Origin of the sequence: Rhizobium sp. RU35A (assembly GCF_900156005.1) — a bacterium.
Classification (GTDB): domain Bacteria; phylum Pseudomonadota; class Alphaproteobacteria; order Rhizobiales; family Rhizobiaceae; genus Neorhizobium; species Neorhizobium straminoryzae.
Genome location: NZ_FTMR01000002.1, coordinates 370,803 through 394,831 on the forward strand (window position 1 = coordinate 370,803; position 24,029 = coordinate 394,831).

Consider the following 24,029-nt stretch of genomic DNA (forward strand, 5'->3'; position numbering starts at 1 on the left):
GTCAATCCATCTGCACGTTGGCGGCGCGCACCACCGGTCCCCATTTCGCGACCTCCGCCTTCACATGCGCGCCAAGAGCTTCCGGGGTCGAGGCAACGATGGTGGCGCTGAAATCCTTCATGCGGCCGACGACGCCCGGATTGGCGAGTGCCGCCTTGGCGGCGGCGTTCAGCCGGTCGATCACCGGCTTCGGCGTGCCGGCAGGCGCAAACAGCGCGTTCCAGGTATAGGTCTCGTAGCCGGGAATGCCGGCTTCCGCCATGGTCGGCACGTCCGGGAAGGACGGCGCGCGTTCCGCCGTGGTGACAGCCAGCGCCCGCAGCGTTCCCGCCTTGATGTGCCCGGACGAGGAGGGGAGGTTGTCGAACATGATCGACACCTGATTGCCGATGAGATCGTTGAGCGCCGGGCCGGAGCCCTTGTAGGGCACATGCTGCATCTTTACCCCTGCCATGCTGTTGAACAATTCGCCGGACAGATGCAGCGGCGTGCCGTTGCCCGATGACGCATAGCTGTACTTGTCCGGATTGGCCTTCAGCAGCGCCAGCAGTTCGGCAACGGTCTTGGCTGGCAGCTGCGGATTGACCACCAGCACATTCGGCACCACGACCAGCAGCGAGATCGGCGCGAAATCCTTTTCCGCATCATAGGGCTTGGTCTTCAGCATCAGCGGGTTCAGCGCATGGGTGGCGACCGTTCCCATCAGGATGGTGTAGCCGTCCGGTTCCGCGCGGGCCACGTTGCCGGCGCCGAGACTGCCGCCGGCGCCGGCCACGTTCTGGACGACGACCGGCTGGCCGAGATCGGCGGACATGCGTTCAGCAATCACCCGTGCGACCACATCGGTGGAGCCGCCGGCGGCGAAGGGTACGATGAGTGTCACGGTGCGATCCGGAAACGCGGCATGGGCCGCGCCGGCAAGAGCGGTTGCGGCAAGCACACCGGCCGCGAGAATGGATTTGAACAGGGACATGCAGCATTCCTCCCGGGATGATGACGGCCGGCAAGGCGTTCTCCTCGACACCCGGCGTCGGACGCTCGCGAATCTGGGGGATGCAGGGGCAATCGCCCACTGGAAATGCGACAGTGAAACGGAAGATTTGGCGGCGGCTCCGCGCCATGTTTCGTTTTCCACCCATCTGCCACAGCCGATGGGTGAAAATCGACACATCGGATCGGATGGCGCGTTACTGCGCCGCGAGAAACCCTTGCGCGCCGGCATCGAACTGCAGCCGGGCCAGGCTGGCATAGAGGCCGTTGCGGGCCACCAGTTCGGCATGCGTGCCTTCCTCGACGATCTGTCCGTCTTCCATCACCAGGATGCGGTCGGCCTTCAGCACGGTGGCAAGGCGATGGGCAATCACGATCGTGGTGCGGTTTTTCATCAGCCCGTCCAGCGCCGTCTGCACCAGCGTTTCGCTTTCCGCATCGAGGGCGGAGGTCGCCTCGTCGAGCAACAGGACCGGCGCGTTTTTCAGGATGGCGCGGGCAATCGCGATGCGCTGGCGCTGGCCGCCTGAGAGGGTGACGCCGCGCTCGCCGGCGAGCGTGTCGTAGCCCTTGTCGAGGCGGGAGATGAATTCATCGGCCTGGGCGGCGACCGCCGCCTGCCGCACCGCCTCACGGCTGGCATTCGGCAGGCCGAAGGCGATATTGTCGTGGATCGAGGCGGCAAAGATCGTCACGTCCTGCGGCACGATGGCCATGCGGGCGCGAAGGTCCGCCAGCCGTGCCTGCCGGATGTCCACCCCGTCGAGCCGCACGGCACCGCGCGTCGGGTCATAGAAGCGCATCAGAAGCGAGAGCACGGTGCTCTTGCCGGCACCGGAAGGACCGACGATCGCCACCGTTTCGCCGGCCTTCACCGAAAACGACAGGCCGTGCACGGTAATGGCGCTGACGCGGGAGGGGTAGGAGAAGGAGACAGTGTCGAACGACACCTCGCCGCGCGCCGGGGCAGGCAGGGCGACCGGCTGTTCCGGGTCGCGGATCGCCGGCACTTCGCGCAACAGTTCCGTCAGCCGTTCAGCCGCGCCGCCGGCCTGCGACAGGTCGCCCCAGACTTCCGAGAGCTGGCCGAGCGAGCTTGCGGCCAGCACCGAATAGAGCACGAACTGGCTGAGCGTGCCGGCCGTCATCGTGCCGGCCAGCACGCTTTGCGCGCCATACCAGAGCACGCCGACAATGCTGCCGAACACCAGGAGGATGGCAAAGCCCGTGAGAAAGGCGCGCGAGCGGATGGCGGCGCGGGCGGCATGATAGGCCTCCTCCACAGCGTCGCCATAACGGGCAGTGGCGCTTTCCTCGGCGCCGAAGGCCTGCACGGTGCGGGTCGCGGCAATGGTTTCCGAGGCAAAGGCGGAGGTGGCGGCCAATGTATCCTGCGCCATGCGCGAGCGCCCGCGCACCGAGCGGCCGAAGCCGACCAGCGGGAAGACGATCAGCGGGATAGCGCCCAGCACCAGCGCCGAAAGCTTCGGGCTGGTGAGAATCATCATCCCCATCGCGCCGAGACAGAGGATCAGGTTGCGCAGCGCCTGCGACGCCGAGGCGCCGAAGGCGGACTTGATCTGCGTCGTGTCCGCCGTCAATCGCGAGACGATCTCGCCGGACTGATTGACGTCGAAGAAGGAGGGAGAGAGCGCCGTGACGCGGGAAAACACCTCGCGGCGCAGATCTGCCACCACGCGTTCGCCGATGGTGATGACATAGTAGTAGCGCAGTGCGCTGGACACGGCGAGCAGCGTGGCCAGGGCCAGCAGCATGGCGAAATAGCTGTTGATGAACTGGCCGTCGGCGGCAGCGAAACCGTGGTCGATCATGCGCCGGACGGCGGTCGGCAGGGCCAGCGTGGTGGCCGCGGCCAGAAGCAGGAAGAGGGCCGCGGCGCCAACCATCGACCGGTAACGCAGCACATAGGGCATCAGGCGGAGAAGAGGTTGCGGCGTGCGGCGTTTCTTCTCGTTGGTTGGTGCGGTATCGGTCACGATGCCCCCGTGATCTGCCCCGTCAACTCTCCGGCGCGGGTACTTGTGCTTTCAAAGTCCTTCCTGTATAGGCTCCGCATCGAATTGGGAAGCCGTCGCCGGACCGGTCTACGGCTTCATTTATGGAATAGGGTCTCTCGCTGCAATTGCGACAAATGGACCCCGCACAGCAGGAAGAGTGTCATGAAGGCCAACATCCATCCGGACTACCACAAGATCAAGGTCGTCATGACCGACGGCACCGAATACGAAACCTTTTCGACCTGGGGGTCGGAAGGCGCGGTTATGAACCTGGAAATCGATTCCAAGTCGCACCCGGCCTGGACCGGTGGCAGCCAGCAGCTGCTGGACCGCGGCGGCCGCGTTTCCAAGTTCAACAAGCGCTTCGCAGGCCTCGGTCTCTGATGCCCTCGCCGGGCGGCGTCCCGGCGGTGTTGACAACCGTATCCGAACCGTCCGAAGCCCAAAGCTTCGGGCGGTTTTTTGCTTAGAGCGCCCGGCCGGCCTGCGGCAATGGCGGGCGCGCTTTTCGTTTACGAGGTTTCCATGCTGTCTTTGTCGCGTTTCCTGCCCCGCCTGATGCTGTCCGGCCTGCTTCTGTCTGCCGCAGCACTGCCAGCCTTCAGCGGCGAGGCCCGTGTCCTGGTCGATATGACCACCGGCACGGTGCTGGAACAGGAAAATGCCGACGCCCTGAACTATCCGGCCTCGCTCACCAAGATGATGACGCTCTACCTCACCTTCGAGGCGCTGCATAACGGGCGTCTCACCTGGGATACGCGCATCACCATGTCGGAAAATGCCAATGGCAAGGAGCCGTTCAAGTTCGCGATCGGCGCCGGCAAGACGGTAAGCGTGCGCGAGGCGGTGACGGGCATGATCGTGCTCTCCGCCAATGATGCGGCCGTCGCCATGGGCGAGACTTTGGGTGGTTCGGAAGCCGGCTTCGGCCAGATGATGACGGCGAAGGCACGCGCGATCGGCATGGGCCGCACCGTGTTCCGCAATCCCGCCGGCCTGCCGGATCCCGATCAGGTGACGACGGCCGCCGACATGGCGCGTCTCGGTCAGGCGCTGATTCATGATTTTCCGGAGGAGTACAAGCTGTTCTCCCAGAAGAGCATGGTGTTTCGCGGCATGAAGCTGCGCGGCCATAACGGCGTGCTGAACACCTATGCCGGTGCGGACGGCATCAAGACTGGCTATACCGAGGCCTCCGGCTACAACCTTGTCACGTCTGTCGCGCGCGGCGGCCATCGTCTGGTCGGCGTGGTGCTGGGCGGCAAGACGGCGCAGGCCCGCGATGCGCAGATGAAGGACATGATGGACCGGCACCTGCCGCCGGCTGACGTGGCTGCCAAGCCAAAGGCGCCCGCCAAGCCGGTGGCCCGCAAGCCCGCCACCATTCACGAAGCCGCCATCGGCAAGCCGTAAGCGGCTTTCATCCACGGTCATCAAAACCGGTCATGGCTTTTGCATCCCCCTGGCCGAAACAAGGTGAGGGGGTGTTGCCTGATGATTGCAAGCCGGTCGCTCGGCTCGCAGCGGATCAGAGAAGCGTCGGCATCCGCGCCGCGCAATGGTCGACGCAGGCCTGGATCTGCCCGAAGGTCTCAAGCCCGTACCAGAAGACCTTCCACTTCTCCTGTTTGAAGCAGCCGTCCGACTGTGCGTAATAGAAGATGTTCACCTGGTTGTTGTGGCGGGAGCGCCAGAACAGCTTCGGCGTCTCGTCCCGCATGACCTTCCAGACCGCGCGCCCCAAGCCTTCACCCTGTGCGTCGTCCAGCACCGCGAACTTGTCGAGATACGGGATGCCGTTTTCCTCGCTGAGGATCACGGCGGCGCGATAATTGTCGCTCACATAGGCCCGCAGCAGGCTGGTGCGTTCAAAGTAGTCATCCACAAGCTGCCGGCCGAAGCTCGATTCGATGAGGGCTCGCAGCTTTACCAGATCGAGGTCGTCCCAGCGGGTGACGCGCAGCACGTTTTCGCCGCGGCGTACCAGCGTGCCGGAGCCCTTGTGGGTGAAGAGTTCCTTGGCGAGATTGGCCGGGCTGGTGATCGCGATGGAGGATTCCAGCGGCAGGCGCTCCAGCATGTCCTTCATCTGTCCGATCTCGAAGGGGATCGCACTGCCGGACAGGGATTGCCGGGCAAACTGGCCGTATTCGGTGGAAAGGTTGATCGAATCGATGATGCGTCCGGTCGCATCAAGCAGACCGCCGGCGCCGGTCAGGAAAATGATCTTGAAAGGTTGCAGAACCTGTACGAGTTCGTTGATCGCGCAGTCGGAGCCAATCTTCAGGATCTGGCCGCCTGCCGTTTCGGCGAGACTGCTGATGACCGGGATCGAGCCGGCCTGCAGGCTGGATTCGATGGGTGCGAGGTTGACCGACGTCACCCGGCCGATCAGGCCAAGTGCGTCGCGGTCGATGTAATCCGCCTCGAAGACGCCGCCCATGACGGAGGTTGCCCGCGCACCGTTGTGCTGAAGGGCCTCCACGAGCTGGAGATTGAGGTCCTGGAAGGTGCGACGCAGCCGCGCGAGGGCGTCCGGAGAGACGGTCCTGCGGGTTGCGTCCCCGCCGGCGGTCCCGCCGATGGCGGACAGCTCCTCTTCCAGCTTTCGCCCCGCGCCCATCAGGATGACAGGGGTGAGACCGACATCCTGCAGGAAAGACAGCGAGGAGGCGATGGCTTCCAGATCATCCTGCAGCACCGCGTCATCAAGACTGACGACCGCAAAACGCTTGGCATCCACCTGCGAGAAGCGCTTGAGATACTGGTTGATCTCCTTGGCGCTTGCCATGATCGAGAGCAAACGTACGATGGTCTGACGGGTCTGGTATCGAGGCAGAAATGACGGCATGGAGGGGCTCGCGACGCACTGGTGTTGCGGCACTAACCATGACAGGCCCGCTCAGGCAAGCGGCTCGCATGCCTCTCGTCCCGTTGGACGCCCGCGCGCAACAAAAAAAGCGGACGAAAAGCCCGCTTCTTCAAGATGGATCAGGAAAACCGGTGTCAGCTTGGGCTGAAGGCGGTGCGCAGCAGATCGAGCTGGGCGCGCACGCTGTTTTCGTTGTCCGGAACGATGGTTTCGTTCGGACGATAGATTTCGCGGTCGAGCAGGGCAACGCGGTTCTGCAGGCGCAGCGACCGCTCGACGAGATCGCGGAAGGCTTCCGGCAGATCGCCCCAGCCCGGCGCCATGCGGTCGACATTGAAGCCGTCAAGGCGAACCTTGCTCTTTTCGACCACGACCTGGTCACGGCTCATCTCGCCATTGTTGACGGCGCGCTGCAGCAGAAGCCAGGAGGCCATCTGCATCAGGCGGGTGGTCAGGCGCATCGATTCGGCTGCATAGAGCACCGTTGCGAGACGCGGCAGAACCTTCGAGGCAGCACGGCCCGGGCCGTCGAGATAGGCAGCGGTTTCTTCCACCAGCGCCATGCCCTCGCTGTAGAGCGCCTTGAATTGCGACGAGTTAGCGGCACGGCCGGCGAAACTGACGGTATTCAATACCTGTTCTGACATCGAGATATTCCTGCTAACGCATCAACTTGTTGAGCAATGGCGGAGACGGACGAAAGTTCCGTACACCGCAGTTCGTGGCTCAGAAGATGCTACCAGTAGCGGAAATCCGCAAGGCAATTCTTAAGGAAGGGTTAATTCCCACAGTTTACACAGGGCGCCAAAAAAAAGAGCCGCAGGAGCGGCTCTCAAGGTAAAACAGGGAGAATCAGACCACTTCACAGCAAGGAAACCCAAAGGTGAAACTGTCTGAGTCCGGCAGAACCGGACAGTCCCGATCATCGTCGGGATTGCTTAACATGCGTTTAAAATGCCACCGGATTTTCCGGATGCCGATAGGAATTCGTATCCTCCGGCTCAACGTCTGAACAGGCTTTCGGCTGCCTTGCGGCCTGCATCCTTGCGCTGCCGCTCGCCCTCAAGCCGGATGATTTCCGCCTGAAGAAGGGCAATCCGCTGCTCAAGATCCTCGACGGAAAGCATCGAGAGATCGCAGCCGATCTCGTGTGCGGGGCGTTTTGCAGGCTTGTCGTCGTCGAAGATGCTCATGGCCGTCTCCTCGTTCAGCGCCAGAAATCGGGAATCGTCTCCGTCAGCCGCGGGCCGATGCGCAGCGGCGCGATCTTTTCCGCAAGACCCGTCGTATCCGAGATTTCAACGCCGACGCCGCAGATGGTCGCGGGGCCGTTCGCGGCCTCGAACCGGCCCTTCGGCATCTTGGAAATGAAGCGGTTGAGCGGCTCTTCCTTGTCCATGCCGAGCGAGGAATCGTAATCACCGCACATGCCGGCATCCGACATGTAGGCGGTGCCGCCGGTGAGGATCTGGTGGTCGGCGGTCGGCACATGGGTGTGGGTGCCGACGACGAAGCTGGCGCGGCCATCGACGAAATGGCCAAAACACTGCTTCTCGCTGGTTGCTTCCGCGTGGAAATCGAAGACGATGGCATCCGCCTGTTCCTTCAGCGGGCAGGCGGCGAGGATGGCTTCCGCCGACTTGAAGGGATCATCGAGCTCCGGATGCATGAAGACGCGGCCCATGATGTTGGCGACCAGCACGCGCGCGCCGTTGCGGGCATAATAGAGACCGGAACCGCGACCGGGGGTTCCGGCCGGATAGTTGGCAGGGCGCAGGAACTGGTCGTGACGGCCGGCAAACACCACCGCCTCCTTCTGGTCCCAGACATGGTTGCCGGTGGTGACCACGTCGGCGCCGGCATTTATGGTTTCGAGGAAGATGTCCTCGGTGATGCCGAAGCCGCCTGCGGCGTTCTCGCCATTCACGATGACGAAATCCAGCTTCAGGTCGGAAACGAGGCCAGGCAGGCGCTCCCAGACGGCCGTCCGGCCCGTCTTGCCTACCATGTCGCCGAGAAAGAGAAGTCGCATGCCTGTCCGATCAACTGTTGAATGGCCTAAAGCCGCTTTCCGTCAGGATCGCGTCCAGCCTGATGTCATGAGGTTCTGCCGGAACAGATGCCACCTCCTGACAATCAAAGGCAATGCCGATCAGTGCGGGATGCCTGCCTTTCCTGTGCAAACGATCAATGGCACGGTCATAATAGCCACCGCCATAGCCGATACGCTGGCCCTGTGCGTCAAAGGCAGACAACGGGATCAGCATGATCTCGGGGTCGAGCACGGCGGCCTCCGGTCCCGGGCCATAGGTGCCGAAGCCCATCGGCACCAGGTCCGCGCCCGGCACCAGTTCGCGAAACACGATGGTTTCCTTGTCGAGGATCACGGGGACCGCGATGCGTGCGCCGGCCATGCGCAGCGCCGAGAGGAGGGGACGGATGTCCGCCTCGGAGCGGATCGGCAGAAAGCCGGAGACGATCGTGCCGGGTTGAACCGTCAGGGCCGCCTGCCCATGCTCGGCAAGCTGCAGGCTTTTCTCGATGCGGTCGTCGGGCGCAAGGGCATTGCGCGCGGCAAGCCGTTCGCCGCGCAACCGCGCCTTGGCAGACAAAGGATCGACCGAAGGTGCGGCCTGAGGGTCGACCAGATCGCTCATGCGGCGTCTGCCAGCCTGCGCACCAAAAGCTTGTCGATGCGCCGGCCGTCCAGATCCACCACCTCGAAGCTCCAGCCGTTGCGGCTGAAACCTTCGCCGAGTTCCGGCAGGCGTTTCAACTCGTCCAGCACGAAACCCGCTACCGTTTCGTAATCGGGATCCTCCTTCATGGAAAAGCCCATCTGGTGGGAAAATTCGTCGATCGGCATCCAGCCTGCCACCAGATAGGAGCCGTCCTCCCGCTGTACGACCGGAGGCTCCTCCACCTCGTCTTCCTGGAAGACGCCGGTGATGGCCTCCAGAATGTCGCCGGAGGTGATGATGCCCTCGAAGTGCCCGTATTCGTCATAGACGAGCACCATCTGGGCCGGTGCCTTGCGCAGCGCCTGGATCACGTCGAGCGCGCCGGTGAGGTCGGAAACCACGGGGGCTTCGCGCATGTTGTTGAGGATGTCCGGATCGCGTCCCTGGCCGAGCGCCTCGTAGAAATCCTTGAGGAACAGGACCCCCAGGATCTCGTCGGAGGAGCCGTTGCGCACGGGAAGGCGGGTGCGCTGGGTGGCGCGCAGCTGCGCGCGGATTTCCGTCATGTCGTCCTCGATGTCGATCACCTCGACATCGCGGCGCGGCGTCATCAGGCCGCGCGCGGTGCGGTCGGCCAGTCGCATGACGCCGGAGATCATCGCGGATTCCTCCGTCTCGATGACGCCGGCGCTCTGCGCCTCGGCGAGCACGCTGCGGATTTCCTCGTCCGTCATCCGCTCTTCCGACTGGCCGCGCTGGCCAAGCAGGCCGAGAACGGCCTTGCCTGAGGCATCGAGCAGCCAGACCAGCGGCAGGGCGAAGCGCGACAGAACGAGCATGGCGGGGGCGACGCGAGCAGCGACCGATTCCGGGGCGCGCAGTGCGATCTGCTTCGGCACCAGTTCGCCGAGGATCAGCGAGAGATAGGTGATGGCGACGACCACCGAGCCGACGCCGAGACCATCGGCGAGCCCGGCGGACAGGCCCTGGTCCTGCAGCCAGCCGGCGAGACGAGCACCCAGGGTTGCGCCTGAGAAGGCGCCCGAAAGCACGCCGACCAGCGTGATGCCGATCTGTACGGTGGAGAGGAAGCGGCCGGGATTCTCGGCCAGACGCAGCGCCAGCGCTGCGCCCTTGTTGCCCTGGTCCGCCATCACTCTGAGGCGCACGGGGCGCGACGAAACCACCGCCAGTTCCGACATGGCGAGAACGCCATTGAGGAGGGTCAGCAATACGACAATAACAATTTCGGTTATCAAGAGACGCTCATGGGTTAACGCCAGGGAAGAAGATCCGCACAACTGCGGTTCTTCCCGGATCGGCACGATCAGCCGGCCAATCCTGCCGCGTCAACACCGGAAGGAAAAACAAGGTTTCCGGCGGGCTGCGGCTGACAGTGGGGGCAATGTAGCCTTGCGGGGAGCGCATTGCAACGCATGGACGCGAACATCGCGCGGTATCATGCCGGTTCGGCGGCGAGTTCCAGGCACAATTCCGCCCGCGTGCCGGGTTGGGAAGGCACGTAGCGGATGGCCGAGCCGAGCGTGCTTGCCATCGAGCGGATGATGCGGCTGCCAAGCCCGGTGCCCTTCGGAACCGAGCCTTCCTCGATGCCGACGCCGTCATCTTCCACCGCCAGAAGTGCGCGGCCATCGGGGCTGCGCGTCAGTGTCACCCGCACCTCGCCCTCGCGCCCGGGCGGATAGGCATATTTGATCGCATTGGTGAGAAGTTCGGTGACGATCATCCCGACGGAGACCGCACGGTCGGAGGCGAGCACCACCGGATCGGCATCGAGGCGGATGGACGGCCCCTGGCTTCCGACATTGACGGAACCCTGCACCTCCTTGACGAGCGTGCTCAGATACTTGTCCATCTCCACCTGCCGCACGTCTTCGGAGGTGTAGAGGCTGCGATGCATGCCGGCAATTGCGGTGATGCGCGCCTGCGTTTCGCTGAGCGCCGCGCGCACCGTCTCGTCGCGGCTGTTGGTCGCCTGCAGGCGGATCAGGGCGGCGACCAGCGCCAGACTGTTGGCGACGCGGTGGTTCACTTCGGCGAGCAGCACCTCCGCCCGTTCCTTGCCGAGCCGGATCTCCTGGTCGGCACGCTCCTTTTCCCGCCTGAGTTCGGCGGTCGCGATCGCCTGGCGCAGCGCGCTTTCCATCAGCGACCAGAATTCCTCGCCCACCGTCTTGATCACATAGTCGGATGCGCCGTTCTTGAGCGCATCCACGGCGATCGTCGCCTCGCTGGAACCGGTGACATAGATTGCCGGAACGCTATAGCCCAGTTCGCGGAAGCGGCGCAGGATATCAAGGCCGGTTTCGGCGCTCAGATAATGGTCGAGCACCACCGCATCGAAGTGGCGTGCCTGAAGCGCGGCCATGCATGCCGCACCATCCGTGACATGGTCCACCGCATAGCCGAGCCGACCGAGCGAGCGCTGGGCGAGGCGCCCGAGCGCAACATCGTCATCGACGTAAAGTATGGTCTGCGGCATCGGCGGAACGGATCCTCAGGGAACTTGCATGACGGAGAAGAACAGGCCGAGCTGCCGGATGGCATTGGCAAAGCTGTCGTAGTCCACCGGCTTGGTAATGTACACATTGGCGCCGAGATCGTAGCAGCGCTGGATTTCCCGCTCGTCGTCCGTGGTGGTGAGAATCACCACCGGCAGCCGCTTGGCATGCGGGTTGGATTTCACCTTCTCCAGAATGTCGATGCCGGACATGTCCGGCAGGTTGAGGTCGAGCAGGATCAGGATGTAGCGACCTTGAATGTTGTCGCCGGTGCGATCCGGTCCGAGGATGTAATCGAGGGCCGCATTGCCGTTGGTGAACGGTATGATCTCGTTGTTGACGCCGGCGCGGCGCACGTTCTTCTCGATGAGGCGCGCATGGCCTTCATCATCCTCGACCATCACGATGGTGACTTCTCGGCCTGCTGCCTTCATGACCCGTTACTCCTGACATACTGGGAAAGATCGGTCGGCAGGCGGATGATGAAGGTCGACCCGCTGCCGAGCGTGGATTGGACGGTGATCTCGCCGCCGAGATTACGCACCAGAGAGCGCACATGGGCAAGTCCTATCCCTTCGCCCGGGCTGTCCTGCAGGCCGGAGCGGCGGAAAAGTTCGAAAATGCGCTCGTGATCTTCCGGCGCGATGCCGCGGCCATTGTCTGTCACCTCGATGCGCAGCATGCCGCGTCCGGCCGGCTGGGCCCGCACGGTCAGGCTGAGCGCGCGATCGGGATGCTTGTACTTCACTGCATTGTCGAACAGATTGCCGAAGATCTGTTCCAGCGAAAAGCGGTCGGTGATCAGACGGCTCGCGCCGCCAAGGGCGATCGTCACGGCACCGCCGCCCTCGGTCACCTGATGGTTGATGCTGTTTGCCGTTGCCTCCATCAGATCCTTGAGATCGACGGGCTCCGGCTTCAGCTCGCGGCGACCATCGCGCGAAATCTTCAGGATGGCATTGATCAGCCCATCCATCTTTTTGGTGGACGAGCGGATGAAGCCGATCGCCTCCGGCAGGTCTTCTTCCACCGCCAGACGCGCCTGGCGGATGTCCTCCTCGCTCGGTGGGCGGTCACCGGCGAGCACATAGGCGCGGATCGATTTCAGCGTCTGGTCGAGTTCACTGGTGAAGCCCATGATGTTGACCAGCGGTGCCCTGAGGTCATGCGAGACGATATAGGCATAGCGCTGGATTTCGCGATTGGCCTGGATCAGGTCCTCGGTGCGTTCGGTGACGCGTTCCTCAAGGCCCGTATTCAGTTCCTCCACCGCCCGGTGGGCACGTGAGAGTTCCCGCACATGCTGGGCAACGACCACGATTGCGCCGCCGACCACGAGCATGATCACGATGCCGCCACCCAGCGTGAACCATTGCAGTGCATCGGCGGTGTCGCGCAGGTCCTGGATGCCGGAATTCAGGCGCCGGTCGAGATCGCGCACCATGGTCACGAGCTGTGCGCTCATCTGGTCCATGATCTCGCGTCCGCTCGAATTGCGCACGATGTCGGCTGCGGCATCGAACTGGCCGTCGCGGGCAAGATCGACCGTCGATTTCATCTCCTCGAGCTTCTTGTCCAGCAGCGCTTCGAACTGGTCCAGCGGGAAGGTAACCACGGACTGGCTGGCATAGCTCTTCCGCAGCCGTTCGCGCTGACGGTTCATGCCCTCTGTTGCCGCGGTATAGGGTGTCAGAAAGGCATTGTCGCGGGTCAGAACATAGCCGCGCTGGCCGGATTCCGCAGCGCGCAGATACAGCATCATGTCGGAGGAGGCCGAGCGCAGATCGCGCAGCTTCACCACGTCGTTGAAATAGCTTTGCGTCATGCGCGACAGAATGAAGGAGGCCGTGACAATGGCCGCCAGAACCGCTGCGCCGACAAGCAGCATCAGCAGCGACGAGCGCGCAAACTTCGTGTTGGAAAATGGCATGGTACGCGGAACCCTAACCCCTTGAGCGGTAAAATGGATCGCAATCGGCGGATGTCAAGCAGGCCGCCTGCGCGAACATTACCCGCAGCCGGCTGTCTCAGCCGGAGCCATTGACTGGCAACAGGGCAGGGGAAGAAGAGGTGCGATCCACGGCGACCGATGGAGATTTACGATCCTGGGTGCCTACAAACGTAGGTGGGCACCGTGTGTCCAGGCCCACGGGCCTGGTCAGGGACAGCTCCCTTTGGATCGAGTATGGCCCCAGGGATTGTGGTTCCTGTCGGGAAGCGCAGACCGCAAACGCAATATAGGAGAGGTTCGAACGTTGCGCCAGAGGTCATTCATCAATTCGTTGGCGCGGTCGGCCGGGCATTCAGCTTGGCGGTGATTCCGTTGAGACGGCTTGCAAGCTCGCTGAGGGCTGCTGCGACCGCATGGTCACTTGCCTGCTGCTGCTGTTCCACGCCGTCATGGCTCTGGCGCAGCACGGCAAGCTCGGCTTCCACCGCGGAAAGCCGGCGGCTGACCTCCGACAGTTCGTCCATCACCATGATGCCGGCCATGACCGTGACGCGCAGATCGCCGATCTCGCCGAACTGGCTCTTGAGGTGGCTGACATAGCGGTCGAACCGCAGCGCAAGGCTTTCAAGATGCGCCTGCTGGCCTTCCTCGCAGGCCATGCGGTAGGCCTTGCCGTCGATCATTACCGTGACTTGCGCCATGCCTGCCTCTTGCCTGTCAAACCGGACCTCGCGAAGCGGGCCTCTGAAACTATCGATCAAGGACGGCGCGGATCGTTTCCATCGCCGTCACCAGCCGCCGCGAAACTTCCCGGTTCACCTCTTCCAGCCGGTTCGCCCGAAATTCCGCCTGATCGAGTTCCTGTGCAAGCCGTGCACGGTCGGCATGCACGCGGCGCACTTCGTTTTCCACGTCGGCAGCCTCGCGCTGGCGTTCCATGCGCATGTCTATGGCATTTTCCAGGCCGTTCACGGCGTCCCGGAGTTCGGAAAGGGCTGCATTCAAGATCTTGTCCACCGGCATTCTGGGGCTACCCGGCCTCGACGGTCCACGCTCGAATCGCGTGCATCCGCTCCTGATTTGACCATCGACACTAAGCATCGTGGTTCACAGGGTCAATAAAACCGGAGCGGGCGGGGCGTTCATGCCTGTGGATCAACACGGTTTTCTGCTCCCGGCCGGGGCTTCTGCGCCGTCTTTCGCGGCGGTCTTGCCGGGCGCGGCAAAACGCGCGGGAACCCGCCTGCATCCCTCCCGTTTGTTGACTTGGCCGTCGCACCTGATAAGGATCGACCGCGCCTCATGTGGTCCTTTCAGGGACCGTGATTGACACTGCGAACCAGCGGACTAGCCATGACCTCTCCCGAAAAACATAACCGGATGGCGAACGCGATCCGTTTCCTTGCCATGGATGCCGTCGAGAAGGCCAATTCCGGCCATCCCGGCCTGCCCATGGGTGCTGCGGACATCGCGACGGTTCTGTTCAGCCGCTACCTGAAATTCGACCCGAAGAACCCGCTCTGGCCGGACCGCGACCGTTTCGTCCTGTCGGCCGGCCACGGCTCCATGCTCCTCTATTCGCTCCTCTACCTCACCGGGTATGAGGACATGACGATCGAGGACATCAAGCAGTTCCGTCAGCTCGGCTCCAAGACTGCCGGCCATCCGGAATACGGCCATGCTTCGGGCATCGAGACGACCACGGGTCCGCTTGGCCAGGGCATTGCCAATGCCGTCGGCATGGCGATTGCCGAGCGCAAGCTCGCCCAGGAATTCGGCTCCGACCTGCAGAGCCACTTCACCTATGCGCTGGTCGGCGACGGCTGCCTGATGGAAGGCATCAGCCAGGAAGCCATCGCGCTTGCCGGCCACCTGAAGCTCAACAAGCTGATCGTCTTCTGGGACAACAACAACATCACCATCGACGGTGCGGTCTCCCTGTCGGACTCCACCGACCAGATCGCTCGCTTCAAGGCGGTGCACTGGAACACGATCGAGATCGACGGCCATGATCCGGATGCGATTGCGGCGGCCATCGAGAAGGCCCAGGCCTCCGATCGCCCGACGCTGATCGCGGCCAAGACGATCATCGGCTTCGGCGCGCCGAACAAGCAGGGCACCCACAAGGTGCACGGCTCGCCGCTCGGCGCCGAGGAAATCGCGGCCGCCCGCAAGGCGCTGAACTGGGAATCGGAAGCCTTCGTCGTTCCGGCCGACGTGCTGGACGCCTGGCGTCTGGCGGGCCTGCGCTCCACCAAGGCGCGCAAGGAATGGGAAGAGCGTCTGGCTACGACCGCGGCTGAAACCCGCGCCGAGTTCGTGCGTCGCTTTGCCGGCGATCTGCCGGGCGGCTTCGACAGCGCCATCGACGCCTTCAAGCGGAAGATTGCCGCCAACCCGCCGACGGTTGCCACACGCAAGGCCTCCGAGGACGTGCTGGAAGTGATCAACGGCCTGCTGCCGGAAACGCTCGGCGGTTCGGCGGACCTGACGCCGTCGAACAACACCAAGACCAGCCAGATGAAGGCGATCACGCCGACCGACTTCTCGGGCCGCTACATGCACTGGGGCATTCGCGAGCATGCGACGGCCGCGGCGATGAACGGCATCGCGCTGCATGGCGGTCTCATCCCCTATTCGGGTGGCTTCCTGATCTTCTCCGATTACTGCCGTCCATCGGTGCGTCTCGCCGCCCTCATGGGCATCCGCGTGGTGCATGTCTGGACGCATGATTCCATCGGCGTTGGCGAAGACGGCCCGACCCACCAGCCGGTCGAGCATGTCGCAGCCCTGCGCGCCATTCCGAATCTGCTCGTCTTCCGTCCGTGCGACGAGGTCGAGACGGCGGAATGCTGGCAGCTGGCACTCAACGACAAGACGCGTCCCTCCGGCCTGGCGCTGACCCGCCAGAACCTTGCGCCGATGCGCAAGGAATACGAGGAACGCAACCTGTGCGCCTCCGGCGCCTACGAACTCGTGTCGGCCGCCGATGCGAAGGTCTCGATCTTCGCCTCCGGTTCGGAAGTGGAAATCGCCGTCAAGGCGGCCGAGCTTCTGGAAGCCAAGGGTGTTGCAACCCGCGTCGTGTCCGTTCCCTGCTTCGAACTGTTCTTCGAGCAATCCGAAGACTATCGCGAGGCGATCATCGGCCACGCGCCGGTCAAGATTGCGGTCGAAGCAGCGGTGCGCGAGGGCTGGGATGCCTTCATCGGCAGCGATGGCGCCTTCATCGGCATGAAGTCCTTCGGGGCCTCCGGCCCGGCCAAGGACCTCTACAAGCATTTCGGCATCACCGCGGAGGCTGTCGTGGCTGCCGCCGAAGCCAAGCTCTGAGCCAGCACGGGGGCGCCCGCCCGGCGCCCCTCCATTACCCTAAAAGCGCATTTTCAAGGGAGTGAATGCACATGACTGTCAAGGTTGCCATTAACGGCTTTGGCCGTATCGGCCGCAACGTTCTGCGCGCCATCGTCGAGTCGGGCCGCACCGACATCGAGGTCGTCGCGATCAATGATCTCGGCCCGGTCGAAACCAACGCCCATCTGCTGCGCTACGATTCGATCCACGGCAAGTTCCCGGCCGACGTGAAGGTCGAAGGCGACACCATCATCGTTGGCGGCGGAAAGCCGATCAAGGTCACGGCCATCAAGGATCCGTCGACCCTGCCGCACGGCGAGCTCGGCGTCGACATCGCCATGGAATGCACCGGCATCTTCACCGCCCGCGACAAGGCTGCCGCCCACCTGACGGCTGGTGCCAAGCGCGTGATCGTGTCTGCCCCGGCCGATGGCGCTGACCTGACGGTCGTCTTCGGCGTCAACCACGACAAGCTGACCAAGGACCACCTCGTCATCTCCAACGCATCCTGCACGACGAACTGCCTCGTTCCGGTCGTCAAGGTGCTGAATGACGCGCTCGGCATCGATCATGGCTTCATGACGACGATCCACTCCTACACGGGCGATCAGCCGACGCTCGACACCATGCACAAGGATCTCTACCGCGCCCGCGCGGCAGCGCTCTCGATGATCCCGACCTCGACCGGCGCCGCCAAGGCTGTCGGCCTCGTGCTGCCGGAACTGAAGGGCAAGCTCGACGGCACCTCGATCCGCGTGCCGACCCCGAACGTCTCGGTTGTCGACTTCAAGTTCGTCGCCAAGAAGAACACCACCAAGGAAGAAGTCAACGAAGCCATCATCGCTGCCTCCAACGGCGCGCTGAAGGGCATTCTCGGCTACACTGCCGAGCCGCTGGTCAGCCGTGACTTCAACCACGACAGCCATTCCTCGATCTTCGCGCTAGACCAGACCAAGGTTCTCGAGGGCAACTTCGTGCGCATCCTGACCTGGTACGATAACGAGTGGGGCTTCTCCAACCGCATGGCTGACACGGCGGTTGCCTTCGCCAAGTTCATCTGATCCCGAAAGGGGTTTGCGTCAGGGCGGTCGGGTGCTTATCCGGCCGCCCTTTTTTCATGGGTGCACGCGCGATGTTTTTTACGCTCCGCCCTTCTCCTGCCGGATTTGATGCTGCCTAATGGGGCATCGCCTGATTCTCCGGCATCTGCCGGATCTGCATAGACTTTTTTGCCCCCCGCTTTGCCCCCGAAGCGGTCACGCCCGGTGCCTTTGCGCCGATGGTGGTGAAAGAGCCGTATGCGATGCGCGTCGCGGGCGGAGCCTTCGCGCAAGGCTCTTCACGCAGGGTCAGACGAGAATGGTCGCGCCGGCCTTCGAGGCGGCGGTCGAAGTTGGGTCAAGGGTCGGTGCGCCTCGCGTCACCGGTGCCATGCGGTGGCGGTGCCATCGGCGACAGGGAAACGGAGGGCGCAAGCCTTGGAGGCATTCTACATCATCCTGCTGGTCGGAACCGTCCTGGTTCTGGCGGCGGCCTTCTCCAGTCTCCTCGCCTTCCGCTTCGGTGCGCCGCTTCTTCTTGTCTTCCTGATGATCGGCCTGCTGGCGGGCGTCGATGGCATCGGCATCCAGTTCAACAACTATCCCGCCGCCTACATGATCGGCTCGCTGGCGCTGGCGGTCATCCTGTTCGATTCCGGCTTCGGCACCTCCCTGCACGCCTTCAAGATCGCTGCTGCACCCGCCATTGCGCTTGCTTCGGTCGGCGTCATCCTGACCGCCTCGATCTTCGCCTTCGCGGCCTCCCTGATGCTCGGCCTCAGCTGGCTGGAAGGGTTGCTGCTCGGCTCGATCGTCGCCTCCACCGATGCGGCGGCGGTGTTCTTCCTGCTGCGCATCGGCGGCATCCACATCCGCGACAAGGTGCGCTCCAGCCTGGAAGTCGAATCCGGCACCAATGACCCGATGGCCGTGTTTCTCACGGTGGCGCTGGTGGAACTGATCAGTTCCGGTCATGGTGCCGGCGGCTTCAACCTCGATCTGCTGGCCATGTTCGTCAAGCAGATGGGGCTTGGCGGCGCGCTCGGCCTGCTTGGCGGCATCATGATCGTCGCGGTGCTGAACCGCCTGCCGGTCGATCGCGGGCTGGCACCGATCTTCGTGCTGACGTTGTCGCTTCTCGTCTTCGCCTTCACCGGTGCCGTCGGCGGCAGCGGCTTCCTGGCGGTCTATGTCGCCGGCATCTTCGCCGGCAACCGCAAGATCTTTGCCAAGGAGGCCATCACCCGCTTCCAGGACGGGCTGACCTGGCTCGCGCAGATCATCATGTTCCTGGTGCTCGGCCTGCTGGCAACGCCCTCGCAGTTTCCGGCCATCCTGCTGCCGGCGGTCGGGCTTGCGCTGTTCCTGATCTTCGTCGCGCGCCCCATCGCGGTGTGGCTCAGCCTGCTGCCCTTCGATTTCACCCAGCAGGAAATCGGCTTCGTCGCCTGGGTCGGCCTGCGCGGGGCCGTGTCGATCCTGCTCGGCATCATGCCGATGCTGGGCGGCGTCGATAGCAACCACGTCTATTTCAACATCGCCTTCATCATCGTTCTCGTGTCGCTGATGGTGCAGGGCTGGACGATCCGGCCGGTGGCCGAGCGGCTCGGCCTCATCATTCCGCCGCGCATGGGTGAGGTTGACAAGGTGGAACTCGACCTGCCGGGCCGGGCGACGCACGAACTGATCTCCTACCGCGTCATCAAGGACAGCCCCGTGCTGCGTGGCGAGCGCATTCCGCGCTGGGCCATGCCCTCGCTCGTCATCCGTGATGGCCGCAGCATGCGCTACCAGTATGCCGGCCGGCTGCGGGAAAACGACTATGTCTATCTCTTCATCGCGCCCGGTTATTCGCGCCTGCTTGACCGGCTGTTTGCAAGCCGCGCGCCGGTGGACGAGGATGACGCCGATTTCTTCGGCGCCTTCGCCATCTCGCCCACGCGTCCGGCCAAGGAACTGGATGCGGCCTATGGTCCCGGTCTCCTGACGGTGGCCGAACAGGCCATGACGATCGGTGACCTGATGGCCTATCGGCTCGGCGGTCATGCCGAATATGCCGACCGCGTACGCCTCGGCTCGATCATCCTGATCGTGCGCGACATCGACGAGCATGGTCATATCGAAACCGTCGGTATCTCGCTGGAGGCTGTGGAGCCGGCGACCCGGCTGCCGATCTTCATCAACATGCGCGAAATTGCCCACCGGGTGCGGGATACGTTGCGGCGCTATCGCGGCAAGACCGTTCCGGCGGTGGCCGCGGGGGCTGCGGGCGCTTCGGCAAGGTCGGCCCCGGCACCGGCGCAGGCCCCCTCCGACCGCGACGAAAAACCCGTCTGAACTGCCTTGCGTCACCGGTCAGGTGGGGTATGGTCCGTTTCGAAATTCCAACCCAGAACAACGGATCCAGACCATGGCGGCCTTCAAGACCCTTGACGACCTCTCCGACATCGCGGGCAAGCGCATCCTCGTGCGCGTCGATCTCAACGTTCCCGTTTCCGACGGCAAGGTGACCGACACCACCCGCATCGAGCGCGTGGCGCCGACGATCCTGGAACTGTCGGGCAAGGGCGCGAAGGTGATCCTGCTGGCCCATTTCGGCCGTCCGAAGGGCGAGCCGGTGGCCGACATGTCGCTGAAGCTGATCGCGCCGGCCGTGGAACAGGTGCTCGATCACGCGGTTCTCTTCGGTGATGACTGCATCGGTCCCGCCGCTGCCGAGGCGGTGGCCAGGATGCAGGACGGCGATATCCTGCTGCTCGAAAACACCCGCTTCCACAAGGGCGAGGAGAAGAACGACGCGGACTTCACCAGGGCGCTGGCTGCCAATGGCGACATCTATGTCAACGACGCCTTCTCGGCCGCCCATCGCGCGCATGCCTCTACCGAAGGACTTGCCCATCACATGCCGGCCTATGCGGGCCGCACCATGCAGGCCGAGCTGGAAGCGCTCGAAAAGGGGCTTGGCCAGCCGACCCGCCCGGTCGTTGCCATCGTCGGTGGCGCCAAGGTGTCGACCAAGATCGATCTCCTGATGAACCTGGTGAAGAAGGTCGATGCGCTCGTCATCGGCGGCGGCATGGCCAACACCTTCATCGCCGCACGCGGCACCAATGTCGGCAAGTCGCTCTGCGAGCATGATCTGGCCGAAACCGCCAAGCAGATCATGATCGAAGCCGCCAGCGCCCAGTGCGCCATCATCCTGCCGGTCGATGGCGTCGTCGCCCGCGAGTTCAAGGCCGGTGCCGAGAACGAAGTGGTCGATATCGAGGCGATCCCCGCCGATGCCATGGTGCTCGACGTCGGCCCGAAGTCGATCGAGGCGATCAACGGCTGGATTGAGCGGGCCCAGACACTGGTGTGGAACGGTCCGCTCGGCGCTTTCGAAATCGCGCCCTTCGATGCCGCAACCGTTGCCGCTGCGAAATTTGCCGCGGCCCAGACTGTTGCCGGCAAACTCGTTTCCGTCGCAGGCGGTGGCGATACGGTTTCGGCCCTCAACCATGCCGGCGTCGCAGACGACTTCTCCTATGTCTCGACCGCCGGCGGCGCTTTCCTCGAATGGATGGAAGGCAAGGAACTGCCGGGCGTGGCCGTGCTCTCGAAGGTCTGAGCACAGCCGATCCTGTCTGTCATGGTCCGAAGGCCGCCCGTCTCGCGACGGGCGGCCTTCGCCGTTCGCGGCCAGCCTGCCCTGGCGGATGCAAGCGCAATGCTGTTTTCATTCATCTAAATAAAGGATTGCTAATATTTTGCGGTTAAACGAGAGGGGCTGCAATCTGTCGGGACCCATCGATGCTTACGCTCAAGAACACCAATCGCGCGCTGTTCGAAACCCTCTGCGACCTCCTGGCCCAGCACTATTTCGTCATCAAATTCGATACGCAAAGCGGCCGCGTGCTGGATCTCAGCCGCCACGCGCTGGATGTGCTGGGCGGAACCGAGGCGGAGCAGAAGCGGCACACCTTCGCCGACCTTCTGATCTCGGACGAAGGCCAGCGTAGCGTCTGGTGGGAGAAGGCGCTGGCGGGCGAGTTCCAGGATCTCGCGGTGCGCGCCGTCGATGCCCGGGGGGACGCCGTTCGCCTGCTTGGCCATCTCGTCAGCGGCGACGAAACGGGCTCGACGGTGCTGCTCGTTGCCACCCGGATCGAGGCCGACAAGACCGATCTTCTCGATCTGCGCGGCCGGGCGGATGCGCTCAGCCGCTCGCAGGCGATCATCGAATTTTCTATGGACGGCACGGTGCTGGCGGCCAACGACAATTTCCTGGAGCTGATGGGCTACAGTTTCGAGGAGGTTCGCGGCAAGAAGCACGCGCTGTTCTGCGAGCGCAGCCATGTGGCGAGCGACGAGTACCGCGCCTTCTGGGAGAAGCTTGGCCGGGGCGAGTTCATCGATGGCGAGTTCAAGCGGATTGGCCGCAATGGCCGCGAGGTCTGGATCCGGGCGAGCTATACGCCGATCTGCGATGCCTCCGGCAAGGTCGTGCGCGTCATCAAATACGCGATGGACGTGACCGAGACGAAGAAGGCAACGGCAGAAGCCTCCGGCAAGATGGCGGCCGTCGATCGCGCGCAGGCGGTGATCGAGTTCGATCTGGCTGGCAATGTTCTGGCCGCCAACCAGATCTTCCTCGACCTGACGGGCTATGGCGCCGACGAGATCGTCGGCCAGCACCACCGTCTGTTCTGCGACAAGGAGTTCGTAAGGTCCGGTGAGTACAAGCGCTTCTGGCAGCGCCTGACCGAGGGCCATCACGAAAGCGGTGAATACAAGCGCTTCGGCAAGGACGGCAAGCGGATCTGGATCCAGGCGAGCTACAGCCCGATCTTCGATCTCAATGGCAATCCGTTCAAGATCGTCAAGTTCGCGATGGACGTGACGGACACCAAGCTGAAGGCCGCCGAGGCGGAGAGCAAGGTGACGGCGATCGAGCGGTCGCAGGCCGTGGTCGAGTTTGACCTGAAGGGCAATGTCCTGCGCGCCAATCCGCTGTTTCTCTCGGCGCTGGGATACGAGGCAGACGAGGTTGTCGATCAGCATCACCGGATGTTCTGCGATCCGCTCTTTGCCACCACCGATGCCTATCAGCGCTTCTGGCAGAAGCTTGGGCGCGGCGAGGTGGATTGCGGCATCTACCGCCGCGTCGGTCGTGACGGCCGCGAGGTCTGGATCCAGGCCACCTACAATCCGATCTTCGACATGGAAGGCAAGCCGGTTCGGGTGATCAAGTTCGCCACTGACATTACCGAGCAGCGCCGTCGCAATGCTGAATTCGAAGGCAAGGTGCAGGCCATCGGCCGCAGCCAGGCGGTCATCGAATTCGACATGAAGGGCAATATCCTCGCAGCCAATCCGAACTTTCTCGATCTGCTCGGCTATCACGAGGCGGAACTCGTGGGCAAACACCACCGCATGTTCTGCGACGTATCCTACGCCAAATCCGACGAATATCGCCTGTTCTGGGACAAGCTGGCGGCCGGTGAATTCCATTCCGGCGAATATTATCGCCTCGGCAAGAACGGCAGGGAATTGTGGATCCAGGCGACCTACAATCCCATTCTCGATGCCAATGGGGTGCCGCAGAAGGTGGTGAAGTTCGCCTTGGACGTGACCGCCAGCAAGCTCAAGAATGCCGAGTTCGAGAGCCGGGTCAGCGCCATCGACCGCTCGCAAGCGGTGGTGGAGTTCGATCTGGAAGGCCATGTGGTGGGCGTCAACGAGAACTTCCAGCGCGTGATGGGCTATTCGAAGCGCGAACTGCTCGGCCAGCATCATTCGCTGTTCTGCAGCGCCGAACTGGTGAAGACGCAGGCCTATCGCGATTTCTGGATCGACCTGAACAAGGGACTGACGCAGACCGGCCGCTTCCACCGCATCGGCAAGTTTGGCCGCGATGTCTTCATCCAGGCCTCCTACAATCCGGTGATGGATGTGAAGGGCCAGATCGTCCGGATCATCAAATATGCCTATGACATCACCGATCAGGTCAAGCTGGAGCGGGAGATCCGCACCACCTCCAGCCAGATGGAGACGGTGGTGAAGGATCTGACCCAGTCGATCGAGGAGATCACCAGCAGCGCCTCCAATGCCACGACGCTCGCAACGCAGACGCAGAAGAACGCCGAGGAAGGCTATGCGGCACTCGCCAACGCCATCTCCGCCATCGAACTGATCGAGCGCTCCTCCAACGAGATCTCCGACATCGTCAAGGTCATCTCCGAAATCGCCAACCAGACCAATCTTCTCGCCTTCAACGCGGCGATCGAGGCGGCGCGTGCGGGCGAACACGGTGTCGGCTTCTCGGTGGTGGCGGGCGAGGTACGCAAGCTTGCCGAACGCTCCTCGCAGGCGGCACGCGAGATCACCAAGCTGATCGATGAATCCGTCAGCCGCGTCGGTCAAGGCACCGCCCGGTCACGCGATGCCCGCTCCGCTTTCGAGCGGATCGTGGAAAGCGTCGGCCAGACCAGCCAGTCGATCCACGATATCGCCGACTGCACGGGCGCGCAGCAGACCGTGTCGAGCGATGTGGTGCGCCTGATCCACGATCTGTCGCGGGCAACCTCGGAGGCTGCGGCCTGAGCCCCGGCGAAGGGAG

The 24,029-nt window shown here is 63.4% G+C and carries 20 protein-coding genes and 1 other RNA gene; 7 read left to right on the forward strand and 14 right to left on the reverse strand.

What is annotated here, in order from left to right:
• Position 1 precedes the first annotated feature (1 nt).
• Positions 2-973, reverse strand: a complete 972-nt coding sequence (locus F3H95_RS06330) for a tripartite tricarboxylate transporter substrate binding protein (protein ID WP_149745311.1) — start codon at positions 971-973, stop codon at positions 2-4.
• A 214-nt stretch (positions 974-1,187) separates the two neighbouring features.
• Positions 1,188-2,987: an ABC transporter transmembrane domain-containing protein gene (locus F3H95_RS06335; protein ID WP_280177828.1), complete on the reverse strand. Its 1,800-nt coding sequence runs from the start codon at positions 2,985-2,987 to the stop codon at positions 1,188-1,190.
• 183 nt (positions 2,988-3,170) lie between these two features.
• On the opposite strand from F3H95_RS06335, the gene rpmE reads away from it, so the two are divergent.
• A complete protein-coding gene (gene rpmE, locus F3H95_RS06340; RefSeq protein WP_143126153.1) occupies positions 3,171-3,392 on the forward strand; it encodes a 50S ribosomal protein L31 in 222 nt (73 codons plus the stop codon).
• A gap of 141 nt (positions 3,393-3,533) precedes the next feature.
• Positions 3,534-4,421, forward strand: coding sequence for a D-alanyl-D-alanine carboxypeptidase family protein (locus F3H95_RS06345; RefSeq protein ID WP_143126154.1), 888 nt, complete (start codon positions 3,534-3,536; stop codon positions 4,419-4,421).
• 115 nt (positions 4,422-4,536) lie between these two features.
• On the opposite strand, the gene F3H95_RS06350 is transcribed toward F3H95_RS06345, so the two are convergent.
• The 12 genes from F3H95_RS06350 to F3H95_RS06405 all read right to left on the reverse strand — a co-directional run bounded on the left by F3H95_RS06350 (position 4,537) and on the right by F3H95_RS06405 (position 14,057).
• Positions 4,537-5,859, reverse strand: a complete 1,323-nt coding sequence (locus F3H95_RS06350) for an acetylglutamate kinase (protein ID WP_149745312.1) — start codon at positions 5,857-5,859, stop codon at positions 4,537-4,539.
• A gap of 155 nt (positions 5,860-6,014) precedes the next feature.
• Positions 6,015-6,527 carry a DUF1465 family protein gene (locus F3H95_RS06355; protein ID WP_143126156.1) on the reverse strand — a complete coding sequence of 171 codons (513 nt, stop codon included), beginning with the start codon at positions 6,525-6,527 and terminating at the stop codon, positions 6,015-6,017.
• Positions 6,528-6,881: 354 nt separating this feature from the next.
• Positions 6,882-7,073 carry a DUF1192 domain-containing protein gene (locus F3H95_RS06360; RefSeq protein WP_143126157.1) on the reverse strand — a complete coding sequence of 64 codons (192 nt, stop codon included), beginning with the start codon at positions 7,071-7,073 and terminating at the stop codon, positions 6,882-6,884.
• Between the two features lie 14 nt (positions 7,074-7,087).
• Positions 7,088-7,912: a TIGR00282 family metallophosphoesterase gene (locus tag F3H95_RS06365; protein ID WP_143126158.1), complete on the reverse strand. Its 825-nt coding sequence runs from the start codon at positions 7,910-7,912 to the stop codon at positions 7,088-7,090.
• A gap of 10 nt (positions 7,913-7,922) precedes the next feature.
• The gene (locus F3H95_RS06370) at positions 7,923-8,537 is read right to left on the reverse strand and encodes a 5-formyltetrahydrofolate cyclo-ligase (protein ID WP_149745313.1); all 615 of its coding nucleotides are present in this window, start codon (positions 8,535-8,537) and stop codon (positions 7,923-7,925) included.
• Positions 8,534-9,820 (reverse strand): hemolysin family protein, encoded by a 1,287-nt coding sequence (locus F3H95_RS06375; protein WP_143126160.1) that lies wholly within the window; start codon positions 9,818-9,820, stop codon positions 8,534-8,536. Before F3H95_RS06375 ends, F3H95_RS06370 begins: the two co-directional genes overlap by 4 nt.
• A 200-nt stretch (positions 9,821-10,020) precedes the next feature.
• On the reverse strand, positions 10,021-11,064 hold the full coding sequence (locus F3H95_RS06380; RefSeq protein WP_149745314.1) for a histidine kinase dimerization/phosphoacceptor domain -containing protein: 1,044 nt from the start codon (positions 11,062-11,064) through the stop codon (positions 10,021-10,023).
• Between the two features lie 15 nt (positions 11,065-11,079).
• Positions 11,080-11,517, reverse strand: a complete 438-nt coding sequence (locus F3H95_RS06385) for a response regulator (RefSeq protein ID WP_143126162.1) — start codon at positions 11,515-11,517, stop codon at positions 11,080-11,082.
• Positions 11,514-13,013 (reverse strand): ATP-binding protein, encoded by a 1,500-nt coding sequence (locus F3H95_RS06390; protein WP_143126163.1) that lies wholly within the window; start codon positions 13,011-13,013, stop codon positions 11,514-11,516. The genes F3H95_RS06385 and F3H95_RS06390 overlap by 4 nt, the downstream gene beginning before the upstream one ends.
• 140 nt (positions 13,014-13,153) lie before the next feature.
• A non-coding RNA gene (gene ssrS, locus F3H95_RS06395) (6S RNA) lies at positions 13,154-13,312 on the reverse strand.
• A gap of 45 nt (positions 13,313-13,357) precedes the next feature.
• Positions 13,358-13,735: a cell division protein ZapA gene (locus tag F3H95_RS06400; protein WP_143126164.1), complete on the reverse strand. Its 378-nt coding sequence runs from the start codon at positions 13,733-13,735 to the stop codon at positions 13,358-13,360.
• Positions 13,736-13,784: 49 nt separating this feature from the next.
• Positions 13,785-14,057, reverse strand: coding sequence for a DUF4164 domain-containing protein (locus F3H95_RS06405; RefSeq protein WP_143126165.1), 273 nt, complete (start codon positions 14,055-14,057; stop codon positions 13,785-13,787).
• Positions 14,058-14,387: 330 nt separating this feature from the next.
• On the opposite strand from F3H95_RS06405, the gene tkt reads away from it, so the two are divergent.
• From tkt to F3H95_RS27620, 5 genes are all read left to right on the forward strand, one after another.
• The gene (tkt, locus tag F3H95_RS06410; protein WP_143126166.1) at positions 14,388-16,367 is read left to right on the forward strand and encodes a transketolase; all 1,980 of its coding nucleotides are present in this window, start codon (positions 14,388-14,390) and stop codon (positions 16,365-16,367) included.
• Positions 16,368-16,438: 71 nt separating this feature from the next.
• Positions 16,439-17,449, forward strand: coding sequence for a type I glyceraldehyde-3-phosphate dehydrogenase (gene gap / locus F3H95_RS06415; RefSeq protein WP_143126167.1), 1,011 nt, complete (start codon positions 16,439-16,441; stop codon positions 17,447-17,449).
• 417 nt (positions 17,450-17,866) lie between these two features.
• The gene (locus tag F3H95_RS06420) at positions 17,867-19,765 is read left to right on the forward strand and encodes a potassium/proton antiporter (RefSeq protein ID WP_149745315.1); all 1,899 of its coding nucleotides are present in this window, start codon (positions 17,867-17,869) and stop codon (positions 19,763-19,765) included.
• Positions 19,766-19,838: 73 nt separating this feature from the next.
• Entirely contained in the window at positions 19,839-21,038 is a 1,200-nt protein-coding gene (locus F3H95_RS06425; RefSeq protein WP_149745316.1) for a phosphoglycerate kinase, read from the forward strand.
• Between the two features lie 182 nt (positions 21,039-21,220).
• A complete protein-coding gene (locus F3H95_RS27620; protein ID WP_149745317.1) occupies positions 21,221-24,013 on the forward strand; it encodes a PAS domain-containing methyl-accepting chemotaxis protein in 2,793 nt (930 codons plus the stop codon).
• Positions 24,014-24,029 lie beyond the last annotated feature (16 nt).

Coding starts and splice junctions, on each gene's coding strand:
- F3H95_RS06330 (WP_149745311.1), bottom strand. CDS start 973: ATGTCCCTGTTCAAATCCATTCTCGCGGCCGGTGTGCTTGCCGCAACC.
- rpmE (WP_143126153.1), top strand. CDS start 3,171: ATGAAGGCCAACATCCATCCGGACTACCACAAGATCAAGGTCGTCATG.
- F3H95_RS06345 (WP_143126154.1), top strand. CDS start 3,534: ATGCTGTCTTTGTCGCGTTTCCTGCCCCGCCTGATGCTGTCCGGCCTG.
- F3H95_RS06350 (WP_149745312.1), bottom strand. CDS start 5,859: ATGCCGTCATTTCTGCCTCGATACCAGACCCGTCAGACCATCGTACGT.
- F3H95_RS06355 (WP_143126156.1), bottom strand. CDS start 6,527: ATGTCAGAACAGGTATTGAATACCGTCAGTTTCGCCGGCCGTGCCGCT.
- F3H95_RS06360 (WP_143126157.1), bottom strand. CDS start 7,073: ATGAGCATCTTCGACGACGACAAGCCTGCAAAACGCCCCGCACACGAG.
- F3H95_RS06365 (WP_143126158.1), bottom strand. CDS start 7,912: ATGCGACTTCTCTTTCTCGGCGACATGGTAGGCAAGACGGGCCGGACG.
- F3H95_RS06370 (WP_149745313.1), bottom strand. CDS start 8,537: ATGAGCGATCTGGTCGACCCTCAGGCCGCACCTTCGGTCGATCCTTTG.
- F3H95_RS06380 (WP_149745314.1), bottom strand. CDS start 11,064: ATGCCGCAGACCATACTTTACGTCGATGACGATGTTGCGCTCGGGCGC.
- F3H95_RS06385 (WP_143126162.1), bottom strand. CDS start 11,517: ATGAAGGCAGCAGGCCGAGAAGTCACCATCGTGATGGTCGAGGATGAT.
- F3H95_RS06390 (WP_143126163.1), bottom strand. CDS start 13,013: ATGCCATTTTCCAACACGAAGTTTGCGCGCTCGTCGCTGCTGATGCTG.
- F3H95_RS06400 (WP_143126164.1), bottom strand. CDS start 13,735: ATGGCGCAAGTCACGGTAATGATCGACGGCAAGGCCTACCGCATGGCC.
- F3H95_RS06405 (WP_143126165.1), bottom strand. CDS start 14,057: ATGCCGGTGGACAAGATCTTGAATGCAGCCCTTTCCGAACTCCGGGAC.
- tkt (WP_143126166.1), top strand. CDS start 14,388: ATGACCTCTCCCGAAAAACATAACCGGATGGCGAACGCGATCCGTTTC.
- gap (WP_143126167.1), top strand. CDS start 16,439: ATGACTGTCAAGGTTGCCATTAACGGCTTTGGCCGTATCGGCCGCAAC.
- F3H95_RS06425 (WP_149745316.1), top strand. CDS start 19,839: ATGGCGGCCTTCAAGACCCTTGACGACCTCTCCGACATCGCGGGCAAG.
- F3H95_RS27620 (WP_149745317.1), top strand. CDS start 21,221: ATGCTTACGCTCAAGAACACCAATCGCGCGCTGTTCGAAACCCTCTGC.